Origin of the sequence: Micromonospora andamanensis (assembly GCF_016863495.1) — a bacterium.
Taxonomy (GTDB): domain Bacteria; phylum Actinomycetota; class Actinomycetes; order Mycobacteriales; family Micromonosporaceae; genus Micromonospora; species Micromonospora andamanensis.
In genome coordinates this window covers 17,252-32,437 of the sequence record NZ_BOOZ01000029.1, presented here as the reverse complement: position 1 = coordinate 32,437, position 15,186 = coordinate 17,252, and the positions used below count along the sequence as shown (strand labels likewise).

Here is a 15,186-nt window from a genome sequence, read left to right as displayed (position 1 = left end):
TCACATGCGTAGTGCCTACCGACCCCTCACCCGGCGTGGTCTGCTCACCGGCACTCTCGGCTCGGCCGCGCTGCTCGCGGCGGGCGGCACCCTGGCCGGCTGCGGCACCCCTGCCGCTCAGCAGACCGAGGAGGGATGCGTCAGCGAGGATCTGTCCGGCACGGAGAAGACGCTCGCCTTCTCCAACTGGCCGCAGTACATGGACGTGGACGAGGACGACGAGTCGAAGCGTCCCAGCCTGGACGGGTTCGTCAGCAGGACCGGCATCCAGGTGACCTACACCGAGGACGTCAACGACAACAACGAGTTCTTCGGCAAGGTGCAGAACCAGCTCGCCGCCTGTCAGAGCACCGGGCGCGACATCATGGTGCTCACCGACTGGATGGCCGCCCGGATGATCCGGCTCGGCTGGATCCAGAAGCTCGACAAGGCGAAGCTGCCGAACGTCGAGGCCAACCTCCTGCCGTCGCTGCGTAGCCGCCCCTTCGACGCCGAGAACCAGCTCGCCGTGCCATGGCAGTCCGGCCTCGCCGGACTGGCCTACAACGGCCGGGTCACCGGGGAGATCCGTACCGTCGACGAACTGCTCACCCGCCCCGACCTCAAGGGCAAGGTGACAGCGCTCAGCGAGATGCGCGACACCATGGGCCTGCTGTTGATGTCCAACGGCCACAATCCGGCGGATTTCACCGCCGCCCAGTTCGACGACGCGCTCGCCAAGCTGAAGCGGGCCGTCGATTCCGGGCAGATCCGCCGCTTCACCGGCAACGACTACGCCCCGGACCTGGCCAAGGGCGACATCGCCGCGTGCGTCGGCTGGTCCGGCGACATCATCCAGCTCGGCTTCGAGGACGAACGGATCAGGTTCGTGGTGCCCGACTCCGGCGTGATGCTCTGGTCGGACAACATGCTGGTGCCCAACCAGGCCAGCCACAAGGCCAACGCCGAAGAGCTGATCAACTACTACTACGACCCGGCGGTCGCCGCCCAGCTCGCCGCGTACGTCAACTACATCTGCCCGGTGCAGGGGGCGCAGGCGGAGATGGAGAAGATCGATCCGGAGCTGGCCGCGAACCCGCTGATCTTCCCGGACGAGGCCATGCTCGCCAGGTCCCGGGTCTTCATGGCCCTGGACGAACAGCAGGAACGCGAGTACGAAACCAAGTTCCAGCAGGTTATCGGAGCGTGAGATGGCGCGGGAGACTCCGGCCGGCGACCTGAGGCTGGCCAACCTCACCAAGACCTTCGGCGCCTTCACCGCGGTCGACGACCTGAGCCTGACCGTTCCGCAGGGCTCGTTCTTCGCCCTGCTGGGCGCGTCCGGCTGCGGCAAGACCACCACGCTGCGGATGGTGGCCGGGCTGGAGGAACCGACGAGCGGGCAGGTGCTGCTCGGTGACCGGGACATCGCCCGACTGCGACCGTACAAACGACCTGTCAACACGGTGTTCCAGAGTTACGCCCTCTTCCCCCACCTGGACATCTTCGAGAACGTCGCCTTCGGGCTGCGGCGGCGCGGCATCCGCTCGGTCGACGGCCAGGTGCGGCAGATGCTGTCCCTGGTGCAGCTCGACGGGTACGAGCGACGCCGTCCGGCCCAGCTCTCTGGCGGCCAGCAGCAGCGCGTCGCGTTGGCCCGGGCACTCATCAACCACCCGCAGGTGCTGCTGCTCGACGAGCCGCTCGGTGCACTCGACCTCAAGCTGCGCCGCCAGATGCAGATCGAACTCAAGCGGATTCAGACCGAGGTCGGCATCACCTTCGTGCACGTCACCCACGACCAGGAGGAAGCCATGACCATGGCGGACACGGTCGCGGTGATGAACGCCGGCCGGATCGACCAACTCGGCGCACCGGCCGAGATCTACGAGTTCCCGGCGACCGCCTTCGTGGCCAACTTTCTCGGCCAGTCCAACCTGATCGCCTGTGACGTCTCCGGCGGCAGCGGGGACGACCTGCTGGTCACCGCGCACGGCGCGCGCTTCTCGGTGCCGGCCGGCCGGTCCCGCACCGACAATGGCCCGGTCTTCCTGGGCGTACGCCCGGAGAAGCTGCACCTGGTCGGGGCGGCCGTGCAGGTGCCCGGCGGCAGCCAGCACCTCGAAGGCGTCGTCACCGACGCCTCCTACGTCGGGGTGAGCACGCAGTACCTGCTGCGCACGGGCTGGGGCACCGAGCTGAGCGTGTTCGTCGCCAACAGCGGGGCCCAGCAGCGCTTCGCGGTCGGCGAGCGGGCCGTGGCGTACTGGGATCCGCAGCACGCCTTCCTGCTCGGCCGGGATGCCGACGAGCCCGACCGGACCACCCCGGTCCTGGACGAGCCGGTAGGTGCGTCCTCATGAGCCGGCGACGTGAGGTGCTCCGGTGAGCGCGAGGAGTGAGCCGGTTCTGCGAGCCCCGCAGTCGCGAACGAAGGCGGTGCTCCGGTGAGCGCGAGGAGTGAGCCGGTTCTGCGAGCCCCGCAGTCGCGAACGAAGGTGCTCCGGTGAGCGCGCTGGCTCACGTACCCATCGGCTCCGGGCAGTCGGCGTCGCCGCCGCCGGCTGCCCGATCGGGGCGGTACCGGCTCCTGCCGTATCTGCTGCTGCTGCCGGGGGCGGCCTGGCTGGTCCTGTTCTTCGCCGTGCCGTTGGTGCAGCTCGCCGCCGCCAGCCTCTACGACCCCACCGGGTCGATCTCCACCGGGTACGTGCTGACCTGGGCTTTCGACAACTACCCGACGGCGTTGCGGGCGTACTGGCCACAGTTCGCGCGATCCTTCCTGTACGCCGGCATCGCGCTGGTGCTGGCGCTGCTGATGGGCTACCCGCTGGCGTACGCGATAGCGCAGAAGGCCGGCCGGTGGAAGAACCTGCTGCTGGTCTGCGTGATCGCACCGATGTTCACAAGCTTCCTGGTGCGTACGTTGGCCTGGAAGACGATCCTGTCGGACAACGGCTGGCTGGTCGGGCTGCTGCGTGACGTACACCTGCTCGGCCCCGACGGTCGGCTGCTGGCCACCCCGATCGCTGTGGTGCTCGGCCTCACGTACAACTTCCTGCCGTTCCTGGTGCTCCCGCTGTACGCGAGCCTGGAACGGCTGGACTACCGGCTGCTGGAGGCGTCGAGCGACCTGTACGCGAGCCCGCTGAAGACGTTCCGGCGGGTCACCCTGCCGCTGTCGATGCCCGGCCTGATCGCCGGCACCCTGCTCTTCTTCATCCCGGCGACAGGCGACTACATAAACGCGGAACTGCTCGGCACCCCGAACGAGTACATGATCGGCAACGTCATCGACTCGGCGTTCCTGGTCCGGCTCGACTACCCGCAGGGTGCCGCGCTGTCGTTCCTGCTGATGTCGACGATCCTCGCGGTGGTCTTCGTCTACCTGCGTCGCGCCGGCACTGAGGAGGTCCTGTGAGCCGCCTCGCCCGTTGGTTCGCCGAGCACTGGGTGATGGGCGTGGCACTTCTGGTGCTCGGCTACCTGTTCCTGCCGATCGCCGTGGTCGCCGCGCTGTCGTTCAACCGCCCCTCCAGCCGGCTGTCGTACGACTTCAACGAGTTCACCCTCGACAACTGGCGCAACCCCTGCGCCACCTCCGACATGTGCGACGCGGTGCTGCGCAGTGTGCAGATCGGGTTCCTCGCCACAGTGGCGGCCACAGTGCTCGGCACGCTCATGGCGTTCGCCCTGGCCCGGCACCGGTTCCGGGGCCGGTCCGGGCTGAACGTGCTGATCTTCCTGCCGATGGCGACGCCGGAGCTGGTGATGGGTACCTCGCTGCTCGCCCTCTTCGTGTCGGGCGGGGTGCCCCTCGGCTTCTGGACCATCGTCATCGCCCACGTCATGTTCTGCGTGTCGTTCGTGGTGGTGACGGTGAAGGCCCGGCTGAGCGGGATGGACCGGCGGCTGGAGGAAGCCGCGATGGACCTGTACGCCAGTGAATGGCAGACGTTCCGGCGGATCACCCTGCCGCTGGTGCTGCCCGGCATCGTGGCCGCCGCCCTGCTGGCGTTCTCGCTCAGCTTCGACGACTTCATCATCACGAACTTCAACTCGGGCACCACAGTCACGTTCCCGATGTACGTCTGGGGTGCCGCCCAGCGGGGCATCCCACCGCAGGTAAACGTCATCGGCACAGCCATGTTCGGAGTCGCGCTGCTGCTGGTGCTGGCCACCTCGCTGCGCGGCCGGCGGGCCCGCCGGGCGACGATCGTGCCCGCTCCCGCCCAGGGAAACGGCCGGCCATGAGCCGGGCCCTGGCCGACGCGGTGCGGCTGCCGTACTGGCTGGACCGGCCGGATCGGCCCGATCCGCTGCCGCCGCTGATCGGCGCGACGGGTGCCGACATGCTGGTGATCGGCGGTGGCTACAGCGGGTTGTGGGCGGCGCTGCTGGCCCGGCGGGCCGACCCGGGGCGGGACGTGCTGTTGGTCGAGGCGGGCACCTGCGGTTGGGCCGCCTCCGGACGCAACGGCGGATTCTGCGCCGCCTCGCTGACCCACGGGCTGGCCAACGGGGCCCGCCGGTTCCCCGACGAGCTGGGCGAGCTGGAACGGCTCGGTCAGGAGAACCTCGACGCGATCGAGGCGACGGTGGCCGCGCACGGCATCGACTGCGACTTCGAGCGCACCGGCGAACTGGCCGTCGCCGTCGAGCCGTACCAGCTCGCCGGGCTGGCCGAGGAGGTCGACCTGGCCCGCCGGTACGGGCACCAGGTGAGCCTGCTCGACGCCGACGAGGTACGCGCCGAGGTGAACTCGCCGACGTACCTCGGCGGGTTGTGGGACCGGGACCGGGTGGCCATGCTCGATCCCGCCCGGCTGGCCTGGGGACTGCGTCGGGCCTGCCTGGCGGCGGGCGTACGGATCCACGAGCACACCCGGGTCGCCGGGCTGCGCCGGGACGGGGGCGCGTTGTTCGCGCGTACCGTCGGGGCCGAAGGGGCGCCCGGGGCGGTGCGGGCCGGGCGGGTGGTGCTGGCCACCAATGCCTTTCCGCCGCTGCTGCGCCGGCTGCGGGCCTGGATCGTGCCGGTGTACGACTACGCGCTGATGACCGAGCCGCTGAGCGCCGAGCAGCGGAACGCCGTCGGTTGGCGCAACCGGCAGGGGTTGGCGGACAGCGGCAACCAGTTCCACTACTACCGGATCACCGGCGACAACCGGATCCTGTTCGGCGGCTACGACGCCGTCTACCACTACGGCAACCGGGTGGCCCCGGCGCTGGAGCAGCGGGACGCCACCTTCACCGCCCTCGCCGATCATTTCTTCACCACCTTCCCGCAGCTCGACGGCGTGCGGTTCAGTCACCGCTGGGGTGGGGTGATCGACACCTGCACCCGGTTCTGCCAGTTCTTCGGCACCGCGTACGACGGTCGGCTCGCCTACGCGGCCGGCTACACCGGGCTCGGTGTCGGCGCGACCCGGTTCGGTGCCCGGGTGATGCTCGACCTGCTCGACGGCGCGGACACCCCGCTGACCCGGCTCAACCTGGTCCGTGACCGGCCGCTGCCGTTCCCGCCCGAACCGGCCCGCGCGGTCGGCATCGGGCTGACCCGGTGGTCCCTGGCCCGCGCCGACACGCGGCAGGGGCGGCGCAACCTGTGGCTCCGTACGCTCGATCGGTTTGGTCTGGGGTTCGACTCGTGATGCGTATCCTGCTCGTCGGTGCTGGTGGCGTCGGCTCCGCGGTGGTCGCCATCGCGGCCCGGCGCGCGTTCTTCGAGGTGATGGTGGTCGCCGACCACGATCCCGGCCGCGCCGCGCGGGCCGTCGCCGGCCACGACTCCCGCTTCGTCGCGGCGTCCGTCGACGCCGCCGCCGCGGACGCGGTCGCCGCGCTGTGCCGGGAACACCGGATCACCCACGTGCTCAACGCGGTCGACCCGCGCTTCGTCATGCCGATCTTCGACGGGGCGTACGCGGCCGGCGCCGACTACCTCGACATGGCGATGTCGCTGTCCCGACCGCATCCGGCCCGGCCCTGGCAGGAGACCGGCGTCAAGCTCGGCGACGAGCAGTTCGCGGTGGCCGACAGGTGGGTGACGGCCGGCCGGCTGGCGCTGTGCGGCATCGGCGTCGAACCGGGCCTGTCCGACGTCTTCGCCAGGTACGCCGCCGACGAGCTGTTCGCCGAGATCGACGAGATCGGGGTACGCGACGGGGCCAACCTGACAGTGGACGGCTACGACTTCGCCCCGTCCTTCTCCATCTGGACCACGATCGAGGAGTGCCTCAACCCGCCGGTGATCTGGGAGGCCGGGCGGGGCTGGTTCACCACCGAGCCGTTCAGCGAGCCGGAGGTGTTCCACTTCCCGGCCGGCATCGGGCCGGTGGAGTGCGTGAACGTCGAGCACGAGGAGGTGCTGCTGATCCCGCGCTGGGTGCCGGCTCGACGGGTCACCTTCAAGTACGGGCTCGGTGACGAGTTCATCGAGGTGCTGAAGACGCTGCACCGGCTCGGCCTGTCCCGGACGTCCCCGGTGCGGGTGGGCGGCGTGTCGGTGTCGCCCCGGGACGTGGTGGCCGCGTGCCTGCCCGACCCGGCCACCCTCGGCGAGCGAATGCGTGGCAGGACCTGCGCCGGCACCTGGGTACGGGGCACCGGGGTCGACGGCCGACCCCGCGAGGTCTACCTCTACCACGTGGTCGACAACGAATGGTCGATGCAGGAGTACGGTCACCAGGCGGTGGTCTGGCAGACCGCAGTCAACCCGGTCGTGGCACTGGAACTACTGGCCGGCGGCGCGTGGTCCGGTGTCGGCGTCCTCGGCCCGGAGGCGTTCCCCCCAAAACCCTTCCTCGACCTGCTGACCGCCTACGGCTCCCCCTGGGCCCTAGAGGACCGCTGACCTGTCGCTGCCCAACCTTCTCCGCGCGTCGGCTGCTCCGTCCGGGCTCGTCCTTTCGCAGGAGCGACGCTACCGATCGCGATGACAGTCAGCAGCCATTTGTGCCGACGGCATGACGATCGACGCCGAGTCGCCGACGTGATGGTGACCTGACCAACGCATTCGGTAAGGGTGATCGACGTGCCAGTGGATAGCGCGGTGAGTACCGCCGACGAGACTCATGTATGTGACAACTCCGATTGCCCTCCCGGGCCAGCCGCAGCCTGCCCCGCCGCCGAACTGGTTCAGCCGGCTCAGCCCTGGCCACCGGGTAACCATGATCCTGGGTGGAGTGTTCATGTCGTTCGTGCTGCTGTGCTGCGCGGGCGGCACCTTCGTGGGCGCCCTCGTCGCCGAGCCGGAACCGCTGCGCACCGGCACGGCCGCCGAGGAGTCCGCCCCGGCCATCGTCGCCGAAGTGGCACCCGCGCCGGACACGTCCACTTCCGACGGTGCGGAGCCGGTGCCGGCCACTTCCGGTGCACAAGTACCGGATGCCACAGGCACGCCGGCGCCGACGTCCAGCGGTGCGTCGGCGGTGAGCGAACTCGCTGAACCAAGCGACATCACCACGAGCCCTACCCCCGTTGTGCAGACGCGCAGCGTGGTCGAGAAGAAAACCATCCGGCACGGCACCCGCACCGTGCAGGACTCGTCGCTGGCCGAGGGAAAGCGGGTGGTCCGGACCCGAGGCGTGGACGGCATACGCACCCTGACCTATCAGGTGACAGTGGTGGACGGGGTTCAGACGGACAAGGAGCTGGTCAACTCGGTCGTGACGAAAAAGCCGGTCACCGAAGTCGTCGCTGAGGGCACCAAACCGGTTTCCCGATGCGACCCCAACTACACCCCCTGCGTGCCGATCGCCAGCGATGTCGACTGTGCCGGCGGCAGCGGCAACGGACCCGCGTACGTGACTGGTCCGGTCAAGGTCATCGGCACGGACATCTACGACCTCGACCGCGACAACGACGGCTGGGGCTGCGACTAACCCCACCCCGGACCCTCCCCGCCCCCTCCCCGCCCTCTCTGCGCGCCGATCATGCAGTTGTGGTTGTCGTTACATCACGTATAGCCCTTTTGGGGTGTGCCACAACTGCATGATCGGCGAGACCGATCGCTGGGGCTAGCAGAGACAGGTGGTGGGGTGGGGGTTTTCCACAGGACCTCTGGCTGTCCACAGGGGGCAGAAACCGGTTCGGTGTTGGAGCACAGTGCGGTGCTGTGGCGGACGTGTTTCGATACTCCGAGTTACTGGCGTCGGGTTGGAGCCGTGGGCGGGTCAGGTGCCGGGTTGAGGCGGGCGCGCTCGCTCGGTTGAGCCGAGGGGTGTACGGGCCGATGACCGACCCCGGACCGAATGAGCGGCTCGCTGCGGTTTTGACCGGCTGCCGAAGGGTTGCGCCCTGGGCTACCACAGCGGCGCGTCATTGCACGGGTTCGGCGACGCCCGCTCCGACGATCTGCACGTAATCGTGCCCGCCGGTCTGGTGGTGCCGCGATTGCGGGGGGTCGTGACGCACGAGTCCATCGTGCCGGTCCGGGATCCGATGTGGATCGGTGACGTTCCGTGTGCGCCCGCCTCCCGGTGCGCGATCGACCTTGCGCGGACGTTACGGCGGATGGACGCCCTGCCGGTGTTGGATCTGTGCCTACGGGTCGGTGCCTGCACCCTTGACGGGCTGCGAGGTGAACTCGTCGCCCACCGAGCCCTGCGTGGTGTTCGGCAGGCGCGGCGCCTGGTCGATCTGGCCGACCCCCGCCCCGAGTGCCGCCAGGAGAGTCAGCTGAGACTGCTTCTCGTGGATGCCGGCCTGCCGGTTCCCGAGCCCCAGTGCTGGGTGCACGACCGGGACGGTCTGGGGATATATCGACTGGACCTGGCCTACCGCGAGTACCGGGTCGGTATCGAGTACGACGGACTTTCCCACCTCGACCCTGATCGTCTCCGGCATGATCGGGCGCGGATGAACTGGCTGGCCGCCGAGGGCTGGCGGATGCGGCATTTCACTGCCCATGACCTCTACCGTCGCCCCACCCACATCACCGCCACCATCCGCTCCCTCCTCACCCCCTGACCCCCGCCCAACCCCACTGGCCCTTCGCGCCGTGGGCCTTTGCCCCGCCCACGTCGCCTGACCTTCGTCGATCATGCAGTTGTGGCACCTGCCATAAGTGGCTGATACGTACATGTCGGGTGCCATAACTGCATGATCGCGGATCTGTGGGGCGGCGGGTGGGGGTTGGGGGTGGTTACGTGGAGTATTGGTGGGGCGGGCGCTTACGGAACCCTTAACTTGTGCCTGAGAACGTATGGCCGACAGCGAGAACTACGGGGAGCGGAAGCGTGCGGGTGCTGGTGGCGGACGACGAGCGGTTGTTGGCGGACACCGTCGCCGAGGGGCTGCGTCGCCTCTCGATGGCTGTGGACGTCTGCTACGACGGTGACGGAGCGTTGGAGCGGGTCGGGGTGAACCGGTACGACGTCGCGGTGCTGGATCGCGACATGCCGGGACAAACCGGGGACGAGGTGTGTCGCAGCCTCGCCGCGTCCGGCTCCGGTACCCGGGTGCTGCTGCTCACCGCCGCCGCCGGGATCCGGGACCGGGTGGAGGGTCTGGGGCTGGGCGCCGACGACTACCTGACCAAACCGTTCGCCTTCGCCGAACTGGTCGCCCGGGTCCAGGCGCTGGGTAGGCGATCCGCCCCGGCCGTCCCGCCGGTGCTGGCGGCGCACGGCGTGGTCCTGGACGTGGCTCGGCACTCGGTCACCCGGGACGGCCGGTCGGTCAGCCTGAGCCCGAAGGAGTTCGCGGTGCTGCACGTACTGCTGCGGGCCGAAGGCCGGGTGGTGAGCGCCGAGGAACTGTTGGAGCAGGCGTGGGACGAGTTCGCCGACCCGTTCACGAACGTGGTCCGGGTCACCGTGATGACGCTGCGGAAGAAGCTCGGTGAGCCGCAGGTCATCCACACCGTGCCCCGGGCCGGGTACCGCATCGGCGGTGCCGGATGACCCCGCGCCGGCGAGTCGTGCTGGTCGGCGTACTCGCCCTGCTCGTCGGGTACGCCCTGCCCGGACTGACCAAGTCGGTGATCGGCGAGCTGTGGGTGGGTGCCAGCGGGCTGTGCCGGACCGGGCTGCCCGGTGTGGGATTCGTGTGTCAACCGGCGCGGGACTTCGCGGTCCTGGCCGTCCCGCTCACCGGGCTGGGCATCCTCGTGCTCTCGATCGCCGGGATCTGGGCCGCAGCGCTGTGGTGCCTGCGCCCGGTGCGGGATCTGGCCGGGCCTATCGCGCAGGTCGGGCCACAGAATCTCGGTCACCGGCTCCGGCCACGCGGCAACGACGAGTTGGCCCGACTGGCCCGGTCCATCGACGCGATGATGGAACGCATCGCCGCAGGCTACGAGGGACAGCGGCGGTTCGCCGCGAACGCCTCCCACGAACTGCGTACGCCGTTGGCGGTGCAGCGCACGCTCATCGAGGTCGGCATGGCCCGGTCGCTCACCGGTGAACAACTGGAACTGCTGACCGGGCAACTGCTGGAGACAAACGAACGCAACGAGCGGCTCATCGAGGGGCTGCTCGCGCTCAGCGAGAGCGACCAGGGGCTGCGTTCGCGTACGCCCCAGCGCCTCGACCAGCTCGTCACCGGGGTGCTGGCCGCGTACCAGGACCGGATCATCGAGGCCGGGGTGACGGTGCAGAGCCACCTGGAGCCCCGGATGGTGATGGGCGAACGGGTGCTGCTGGAACGGCTGGTGACGAACCTCGTGGAGAACGCGATCAAGTACAACCGGCCGGGCGGCACCCTCACCGTCACGGTCGGACACAACCCGGCTCTGACAGTTGTCAACACGGGCCAGGTGGTACCGGCGGAGGCGGTGGCCGGGCTCTTCGAGCCGTTCCGGCGCCTGGCCCGGGACCGGACGAACCAGAGCGGTGGCGCCGGCCTCGGTCTGGCCATCGCCCGCTCGATCACCCAGGCGCACAACGGCCTGATCTCCGCTCGACCGGCTGAGTACGGCGGACTGCGGGTGGACGTCCAGCTACCCACCGCACCCTGACCCGGCCGCCCGGCCGGCATCGAACAACAGCCCACAGATCGGGGCCGCACACCGCGGCAGCCCGACCTTCGGCGTGCCCGCGAAACAGCCGACCCGGCCTGCCGGGAGCCAACTGGCCAGCGTGCACCGCGACGGAGAGGAGAGAGCATGACCACCCGGGAACAGGTCGCGGTCGATACGGCCGTCGGTAGGCCCGCCCCCGGCGGCGGCACCGACCCGGGCTCGGCCGGCCCCGACTCGGGCTCGGCCGGCACCAGGCTGGCCTGGGCTGATGTCGCCAAGGGCGGCTGCATCCTGCTGGTCCTGCTCTGGCACGTGATCGTCAAGGACTACCTCCAGATCGACTGGCGGCTCGACGTACCGGTGCCGGGTGCCTGGGGAGTCTTCGGCGAACTGCTGCTACCGATGCGGATGCCGTTGTTCTTCACCATCTCCGGCATGTTCGCGGCGACCGCCGTGCAGCGGCCCTGGCGGTCGGTCGCCCGGCCCCGCGCCGCCCGCTTCCTCTACCTGTACGGCGTCTGGCTGGTGATCCACACTGTCGTGCTGGCCCTCGCCCCGAACTTCCCGACCGACCGGGCGCGCGACCTCGGTGAACTGCTGGTACAGCTGACCGTCACCCCGTCCAACCTCTGGTACCTGTACGCACTGGCGCTGTACTTCGTGCTGGCCAAGGCGCTGCGAAGGGTCCACCCGGCGGTGCTGCTGGTCGCCGCCGGCACGTTGAGCGCGGTCGCCGCGGCGGGACTTGTCGACACTCCGGGCAACCGGGCCGGTCTGTACCAGAACCTGGTGTTCTTCCTGGCCGGGCTGCACCTGCGCGGGTACGTCAGGCAGTGGGCCGACGCGGTCACCGGCCGCCGGCTGCTGCTGGCCGCAGGGGCGTACGCCGCCGCGCAGGTCGCCGTGGCCGCGACCGGCACCGCCCGACTGCCCGGCGTGGCGCCGCTGGTCTCCATCCTCGCGGTCCTGCTCGGCATCGCCGTGGCGGTCCGACTGGTCCGGTGGCCTGCGGTCGGCGAGCCGCTCGCCGCCCTCGGCCGCCAGACATTGCCGATCTACGTCATCCACATGCCGGTGCTGGCGTTGCTGCATCTTCTGGTCGCCGATCCGATCGCCGGCCTGGACGACTCCGCCCGGTTGGCGCTTGCCCCGGGTTTCCCGTTCTCGCTCACCGCCGCCGTGCTGGCGCTCAGCCTCGGCCTGCACCGGCTGCTGCTGGCGGCCCGCGCGACGTGGCTGTTCGACCTGCCCGGCGGCGGCCTCCACCTACCCGACCGGGCCGCCACCGCTGCGCGCCAGGCACCCAGCCCACCCGCGCCGGCGGCACCTCACTGATCGACCACAGAGGAGAGGACATGTCTCACACCGATCCGTCCGGAGCCGTCCCGGCTTCGATAGACGTGCCGGAGGCGGCCCGCTGGCTCGCCGGCCGGGTGCTGCGTACCCCGGTGCTGCGGGCCCCCGCCATCGACCGGCTGGCCGGTGCCCGGGTGCTGCTGAAGGCGGAGAACCTACAGGCTGGGGGCTCGTACAAGATGCGCGGCGGGCTGTTCGCGGTGGGCCGGCTGGCCGCGGCCGGGCACACCGGGGTGGTCGCGCAGAGCACCGGCAACCACGCGGTGGCTGTGGCGCTCGCGGCCCGGCGGTTCGAGTTGGCCGCCACGGTGGTGCTCCCGGTCGACGCGGCACCGACAAAGGTGGCCCGGGCACGTGCGGCGGGAGCGCGGGTGGTGCTCGCCGGCACGACTGTCGAGGAACGGTTGGCGGTGGCCCGCCGGGTGAGCGACGAAACCGGTCACCCGATCGTGGACGCGTACGACCATCCGGACGTCATCGCCGGGCAGGGCAGCGCCAGCCTCGAACTGATCGAGGAGGCCGAGCGGGCCGGTACCCCGCTGGACGCCCTCGTGCTGCCGGTGGGCGGTGGTGGTGGCGTGGCCGGTGCCTGCCTGGCCGCGACCGGCCGGCCGATCGAGGTGTACGGCGTGGAGCCGCACGGCTGCGACTCGCTGGCCCGCAGCCTGGCCGCCGGCCGCCCGGTTCCGGTCACACCGGCACCGACGATCGCCGACGGACTGCGTCCGTCCTGTGTGGGTGAGCTGCCCTTCGCCGTCCTGCGCACCCGTCTGCGCGGCGTGGTGCGGGTGGACGACGACGAGATCGCCGAGGCGTTCCGGCTGCTCCTGCTGGAGCTGAAGGTACTGGCCGAACCGTCGGGCGCGGCCGGTCTGGCCGGCGCGCTACGGCTCGCCGCCGACGGGGGACTGCGGTCTCCGGCTGCCGCTGACGGCGCGCTGCGGTCGCCGGCAATCGACTGGGGACTGCGGTCGCCAGTTGGCGAGCAACTGCTGGCGACGGCTGCCGGCGGGCCCCGGAAACGCACGGTCGGCGTGGTGCTGACCGGCGGAAACGTGGAGGCGGAACTGGTCGCCCGGTTGGCGGCGTCCGCCCGACTTGAGGAAGAGGTAGTAGCGGCATGAGTGCACCAGTGCGGATCGGAATTCTGTTCGGCGGGCCGTCGGCGGAGCACGACGTCTCCTGCTCCTCCGCGCTCGGGGTGGCGCGCGCGCTGGCCGGCGGCGGGTACCGCATCGTCGCCATCGGGGTCACCCGGAGTGGTGAGAAGCGGCTGGTTCCGGACGCGGCGCTGGCCGGGTTCCTCGCCGGAACGGCAGCCGAGCGGGCCATCGACGACAGGTTGACGGTGATCGGTCCGGCCGTGGAACTGCGGGCCGGGCCCCGCCCGGGTACGGCCGTGGTGACCGCGATGGACGCGCCCGGCGCGGTGCACGCCGAACTGGACGTGGTCTTCCCGGTGCTGCACGGCCCGTTCGGTGAGGACGGGGTGGTGCAGGGACTGCTCGAATCCCTGGGCGTGCCGTACGTCGGGTGCGGCATCCTCGCCTCCGCCGTCGGGATGGACAAGGTGGCGATGAAGCGGGCGTTGCGGGCCGAGGGCGTGCCGATCACCCCACACGTCTCCTTCGACGCGACCACCTACCGCACCACCGAGGATCCGGAGAAGCTGGTGCTGGGGCTGCGCCGCCCGCTGTTCGTCAAGCCGGCCCGGATGGGTTCCTCGATCGGGATCTCCCGGGTGGCCGAGGGCGACGATCTGGGTGCGGCGGTCGAGGAGGCGCTGCGACACGACACGGTGGTCGTGGTGGAGCAGGGGGTCAACGGCCGGGAACTGGAGTGCGGGGTGCTCGGCGGTACCCGCCCGGACGCTTCAACTGTCGGTGAGGTGCGGGTCAGCGGCGGCTGGTTCGACTACCGCCAGAAGTACTTCGGCGACACCGATCCGATGGTCGTCCCGGCCCCGCTGCCGGGGGAGGTGACCGAGCGGATCCGGGAGCTGTCGGTGCGGGCGTTCGCCGCGATCGGGGGCTGGGGTCTGGCCCGGGTCGACTTCCTCTACGACGAGGTGGCCGGCGAGTTGTACGTCAACGAGCTGAACACCATGCCCGGTTTCACCGCCCACTCCATGTACCCGAAGGTGTGGGCGGCGGCCGGCGTCGACTACCGGGAGATCCTGGACCGCCTCGTCGCACTCGCCTTCGCCCGGCACGCGGAGCGGCCCGGCGGGGCAGGTGTGCGGTGATCCTGCTCTGCGATCCACGGGTCGCGGCGGTGCCCGGTGCCGACGACGGTGCGCCGCTTGTCGACCTGCGCGAGATCCCCGAGCTGCGGCTGGACCAGCGGGCGGCCGACCCGGCCGGCGCGTACGCCCGGTTGCGCCGGCCGGTGGTGGACCGGCTGCTGGCGGCGCAGCGCGCGTTGCCCGACGGGTTGCGACTGCTTGTCGTCGAGGGGTACCGGCCCTACCAGGCGCAGCTGGACATCTTCACCGGCTACCGGGAGGAGCTGCGGCGGACCCACCCGGACTGGTCGCCGGAGCGGCTGTACCGGGAGACCACCAAGTTCGTCTCGCCGGTCGAGGTGGCGCCGCACAGCACCGGTGGTGCGGTGGACCTGACACTGTGCACCGTGGACGGCGTCGAGCTGGACATGGGCACCCCGGTGGACGCCACCCCGGAGGCGAGTGGCAACGCCTGCTTCACCGCAGCGTCGTCGATAGGTGCCGAGGCCCGCCGGCGTCGGCAGATCATGGCGGGGGCGCTGCGGGGCGCCGGCCTGGTGAACTACCCGACCGAGTGGTGGCACTGGTCGTACGGTGACCGCTACTGGGCGCTGTTGACCGGCGCGCCGAACACCCGTTACGGGCCGGTATGACCGGTTCT

At 70.4% G+C, this 15,186-nt stretch carries 15 protein-coding genes; all 15 read left to right on the top strand.

From position 1 onward, the window contains the following. Window positions 1-4 precede the first annotated feature (4 nt). The 15 genes from Van01_RS22800 to Van01_RS22740 all read left to right on the top strand — a co-directional run bounded on the left by Van01_RS22800 (window position 5) and on the right by Van01_RS22740 (window position 15,178). Complete coding sequence (locus Van01_RS22800; protein WP_204011210.1) at window positions 5-1,189, top strand: polyamine ABC transporter substrate-binding protein; 1,185 nt, start codon at window positions 5-7, stop codon at window positions 1,187-1,189. Between the two features lies 1 nt (window position 1,190). Further along, on the top strand, window positions 1,191-2,342 hold the full coding sequence (locus tag Van01_RS22795) for an ABC transporter ATP-binding protein (protein WP_204011208.1): 1,152 nt from the start codon (window positions 1,191-1,193) through the stop codon (window positions 2,340-2,342). A 143-nt stretch (window positions 2,343-2,485) separates the two neighbouring features. Next, window positions 2,486-3,400: an ABC transporter permease gene (locus tag Van01_RS22790; protein ID WP_204011206.1), complete on the top strand. Its 915-nt coding sequence runs from the start codon at window positions 2,486-2,488 to the stop codon at window positions 3,398-3,400. Then, complete coding sequence (locus Van01_RS22785; RefSeq protein ID WP_239099239.1) at window positions 3,397-4,233, top strand: ABC transporter permease; 837 nt, start codon at window positions 3,397-3,399, stop codon at window positions 4,231-4,233. The genes Van01_RS22790 and Van01_RS22785 overlap by 4 nt, the downstream gene beginning before the upstream one ends. Further along, window positions 4,230-5,633 (top strand): NAD(P)/FAD-dependent oxidoreductase, encoded by a 1,404-nt coding sequence (locus Van01_RS22780; protein ID WP_204011204.1) that lies wholly within the window; start codon window positions 4,230-4,232, stop codon window positions 5,631-5,633. The genes Van01_RS22785 and Van01_RS22780 overlap by 4 nt, the downstream gene beginning before the upstream one ends. Next, window positions 5,633-6,835 carry a saccharopine dehydrogenase family protein gene (locus tag Van01_RS22775; protein ID WP_204011203.1) on the top strand — a complete coding sequence of 401 codons (1,203 nt, stop codon included), beginning with the start codon at window positions 5,633-5,635 and terminating at the stop codon, window positions 6,833-6,835. Before Van01_RS22780 ends, Van01_RS22775 begins: the two co-directional genes overlap by 1 nt. A 337-nt stretch (window positions 6,836-7,172) precedes the next feature. Next, complete coding sequence (locus tag Van01_RS22770) at window positions 7,173-7,865, top strand: G5 domain-containing protein (RefSeq protein ID WP_239099238.1); 693 nt, start codon at window positions 7,173-7,175, stop codon at window positions 7,863-7,865. Between the two features lie 233 nt (window positions 7,866-8,098). Then, window positions 8,099-8,347, top strand: a complete 249-nt coding sequence (locus Van01_RS33815; RefSeq protein WP_373306282.1) for a type IV toxin-antitoxin system AbiEi family antitoxin domain-containing protein — start codon at window positions 8,099-8,101, stop codon at window positions 8,345-8,347. Between the two features lie 2 nt (window positions 8,348-8,349). After that, entirely contained in the window at window positions 8,350-8,952 is a 603-nt protein-coding gene (locus tag Van01_RS33220) for an endonuclease domain-containing protein (RefSeq protein ID WP_505745411.1), read from the top strand. A gap of 269 nt (window positions 8,953-9,221) precedes the next feature. Continuing rightward, window positions 9,222-9,887 (top strand): response regulator transcription factor, encoded by a 666-nt coding sequence (locus tag Van01_RS22760; protein WP_204011198.1) that lies wholly within the window; start codon window positions 9,222-9,224, stop codon window positions 9,885-9,887. Next, window positions 9,884-10,942: a sensor histidine kinase gene (locus Van01_RS22755; RefSeq protein ID WP_204011196.1), complete on the top strand. Its 1,059-nt coding sequence runs from the start codon at window positions 9,884-9,886 to the stop codon at window positions 10,940-10,942. The genes Van01_RS22760 and Van01_RS22755 overlap by 4 nt, the downstream gene beginning before the upstream one ends. A gap of 147 nt (window positions 10,943-11,089) precedes the next feature. Further along, the gene (locus tag Van01_RS33215; protein ID WP_239099236.1) at window positions 11,090-12,280 is read left to right on the top strand and encodes an acyltransferase family protein; all 1,191 of its coding nucleotides are present in this window, start codon (window positions 11,090-11,092) and stop codon (window positions 12,278-12,280) included. A gap of 20 nt (window positions 12,281-12,300) precedes the next feature. Further along, complete coding sequence (locus Van01_RS33210) at window positions 12,301-13,425, top strand: threonine ammonia-lyase (protein ID WP_239099235.1); 1,125 nt, start codon at window positions 12,301-12,303, stop codon at window positions 13,423-13,425. After that, on the top strand, window positions 13,422-14,546 hold the full coding sequence (locus Van01_RS22745) for a D-alanine--D-alanine ligase family protein (RefSeq protein WP_204011194.1): 1,125 nt from the start codon (window positions 13,422-13,424) through the stop codon (window positions 14,544-14,546). The genes Van01_RS33210 and Van01_RS22745 overlap by 4 nt, the downstream gene beginning before the upstream one ends. Next, window positions 14,543-15,178, top strand: a complete 636-nt coding sequence (locus Van01_RS22740) for a M15 family metallopeptidase (protein WP_204011193.1) — start codon at window positions 14,543-14,545, stop codon at window positions 15,176-15,178. Before Van01_RS22745 ends, Van01_RS22740 begins: the two co-directional genes overlap by 4 nt. The last annotated feature ends 8 nt before the right edge of the window (window positions 15,179-15,186 follow it).

Coding starts and splice junctions, on each gene's coding strand:
- Van01_RS33215 (WP_239099236.1), top strand. CDS start 11,090: ATGACCACCCGGGAACAGGTCGCGGTCGATACGGCCGTCGGTAGGCCC.
- Van01_RS22745 (WP_204011194.1), top strand. CDS start 13,422: ATGAGTGCACCAGTGCGGATCGGAATTCTGTTCGGCGGGCCGTCGGCG.
- Van01_RS22800 (WP_204011210.1), top strand. CDS start 5: ATGCGTAGTGCCTACCGACCCCTCACCCGGCGTGGTCTGCTCACCGGC.
- Van01_RS22770 (WP_239099238.1), top strand. CDS start 7,173: ATGTCGTTCGTGCTGCTGTGCTGCGCGGGCGGCACCTTCGTGGGCGCC.
- Van01_RS22755 (WP_204011196.1), top strand. CDS start 9,884: ATGACCCCGCGCCGGCGAGTCGTGCTGGTCGGCGTACTCGCCCTGCTC.
- Van01_RS33210 (WP_239099235.1), top strand. CDS start 12,301: ATGTCTCACACCGATCCGTCCGGAGCCGTCCCGGCTTCGATAGACGTG.
- Van01_RS22775 (WP_204011203.1), top strand. CDS start 5,633: ATGCGTATCCTGCTCGTCGGTGCTGGTGGCGTCGGCTCCGCGGTGGTC.
- Van01_RS22795 (WP_204011208.1), top strand. CDS start 1,191: ATGGCGCGGGAGACTCCGGCCGGCGACCTGAGGCTGGCCAACCTCACC.
- Van01_RS22780 (WP_204011204.1), top strand. CDS start 4,230: ATGAGCCGGGCCCTGGCCGACGCGGTGCGGCTGCCGTACTGGCTGGAC.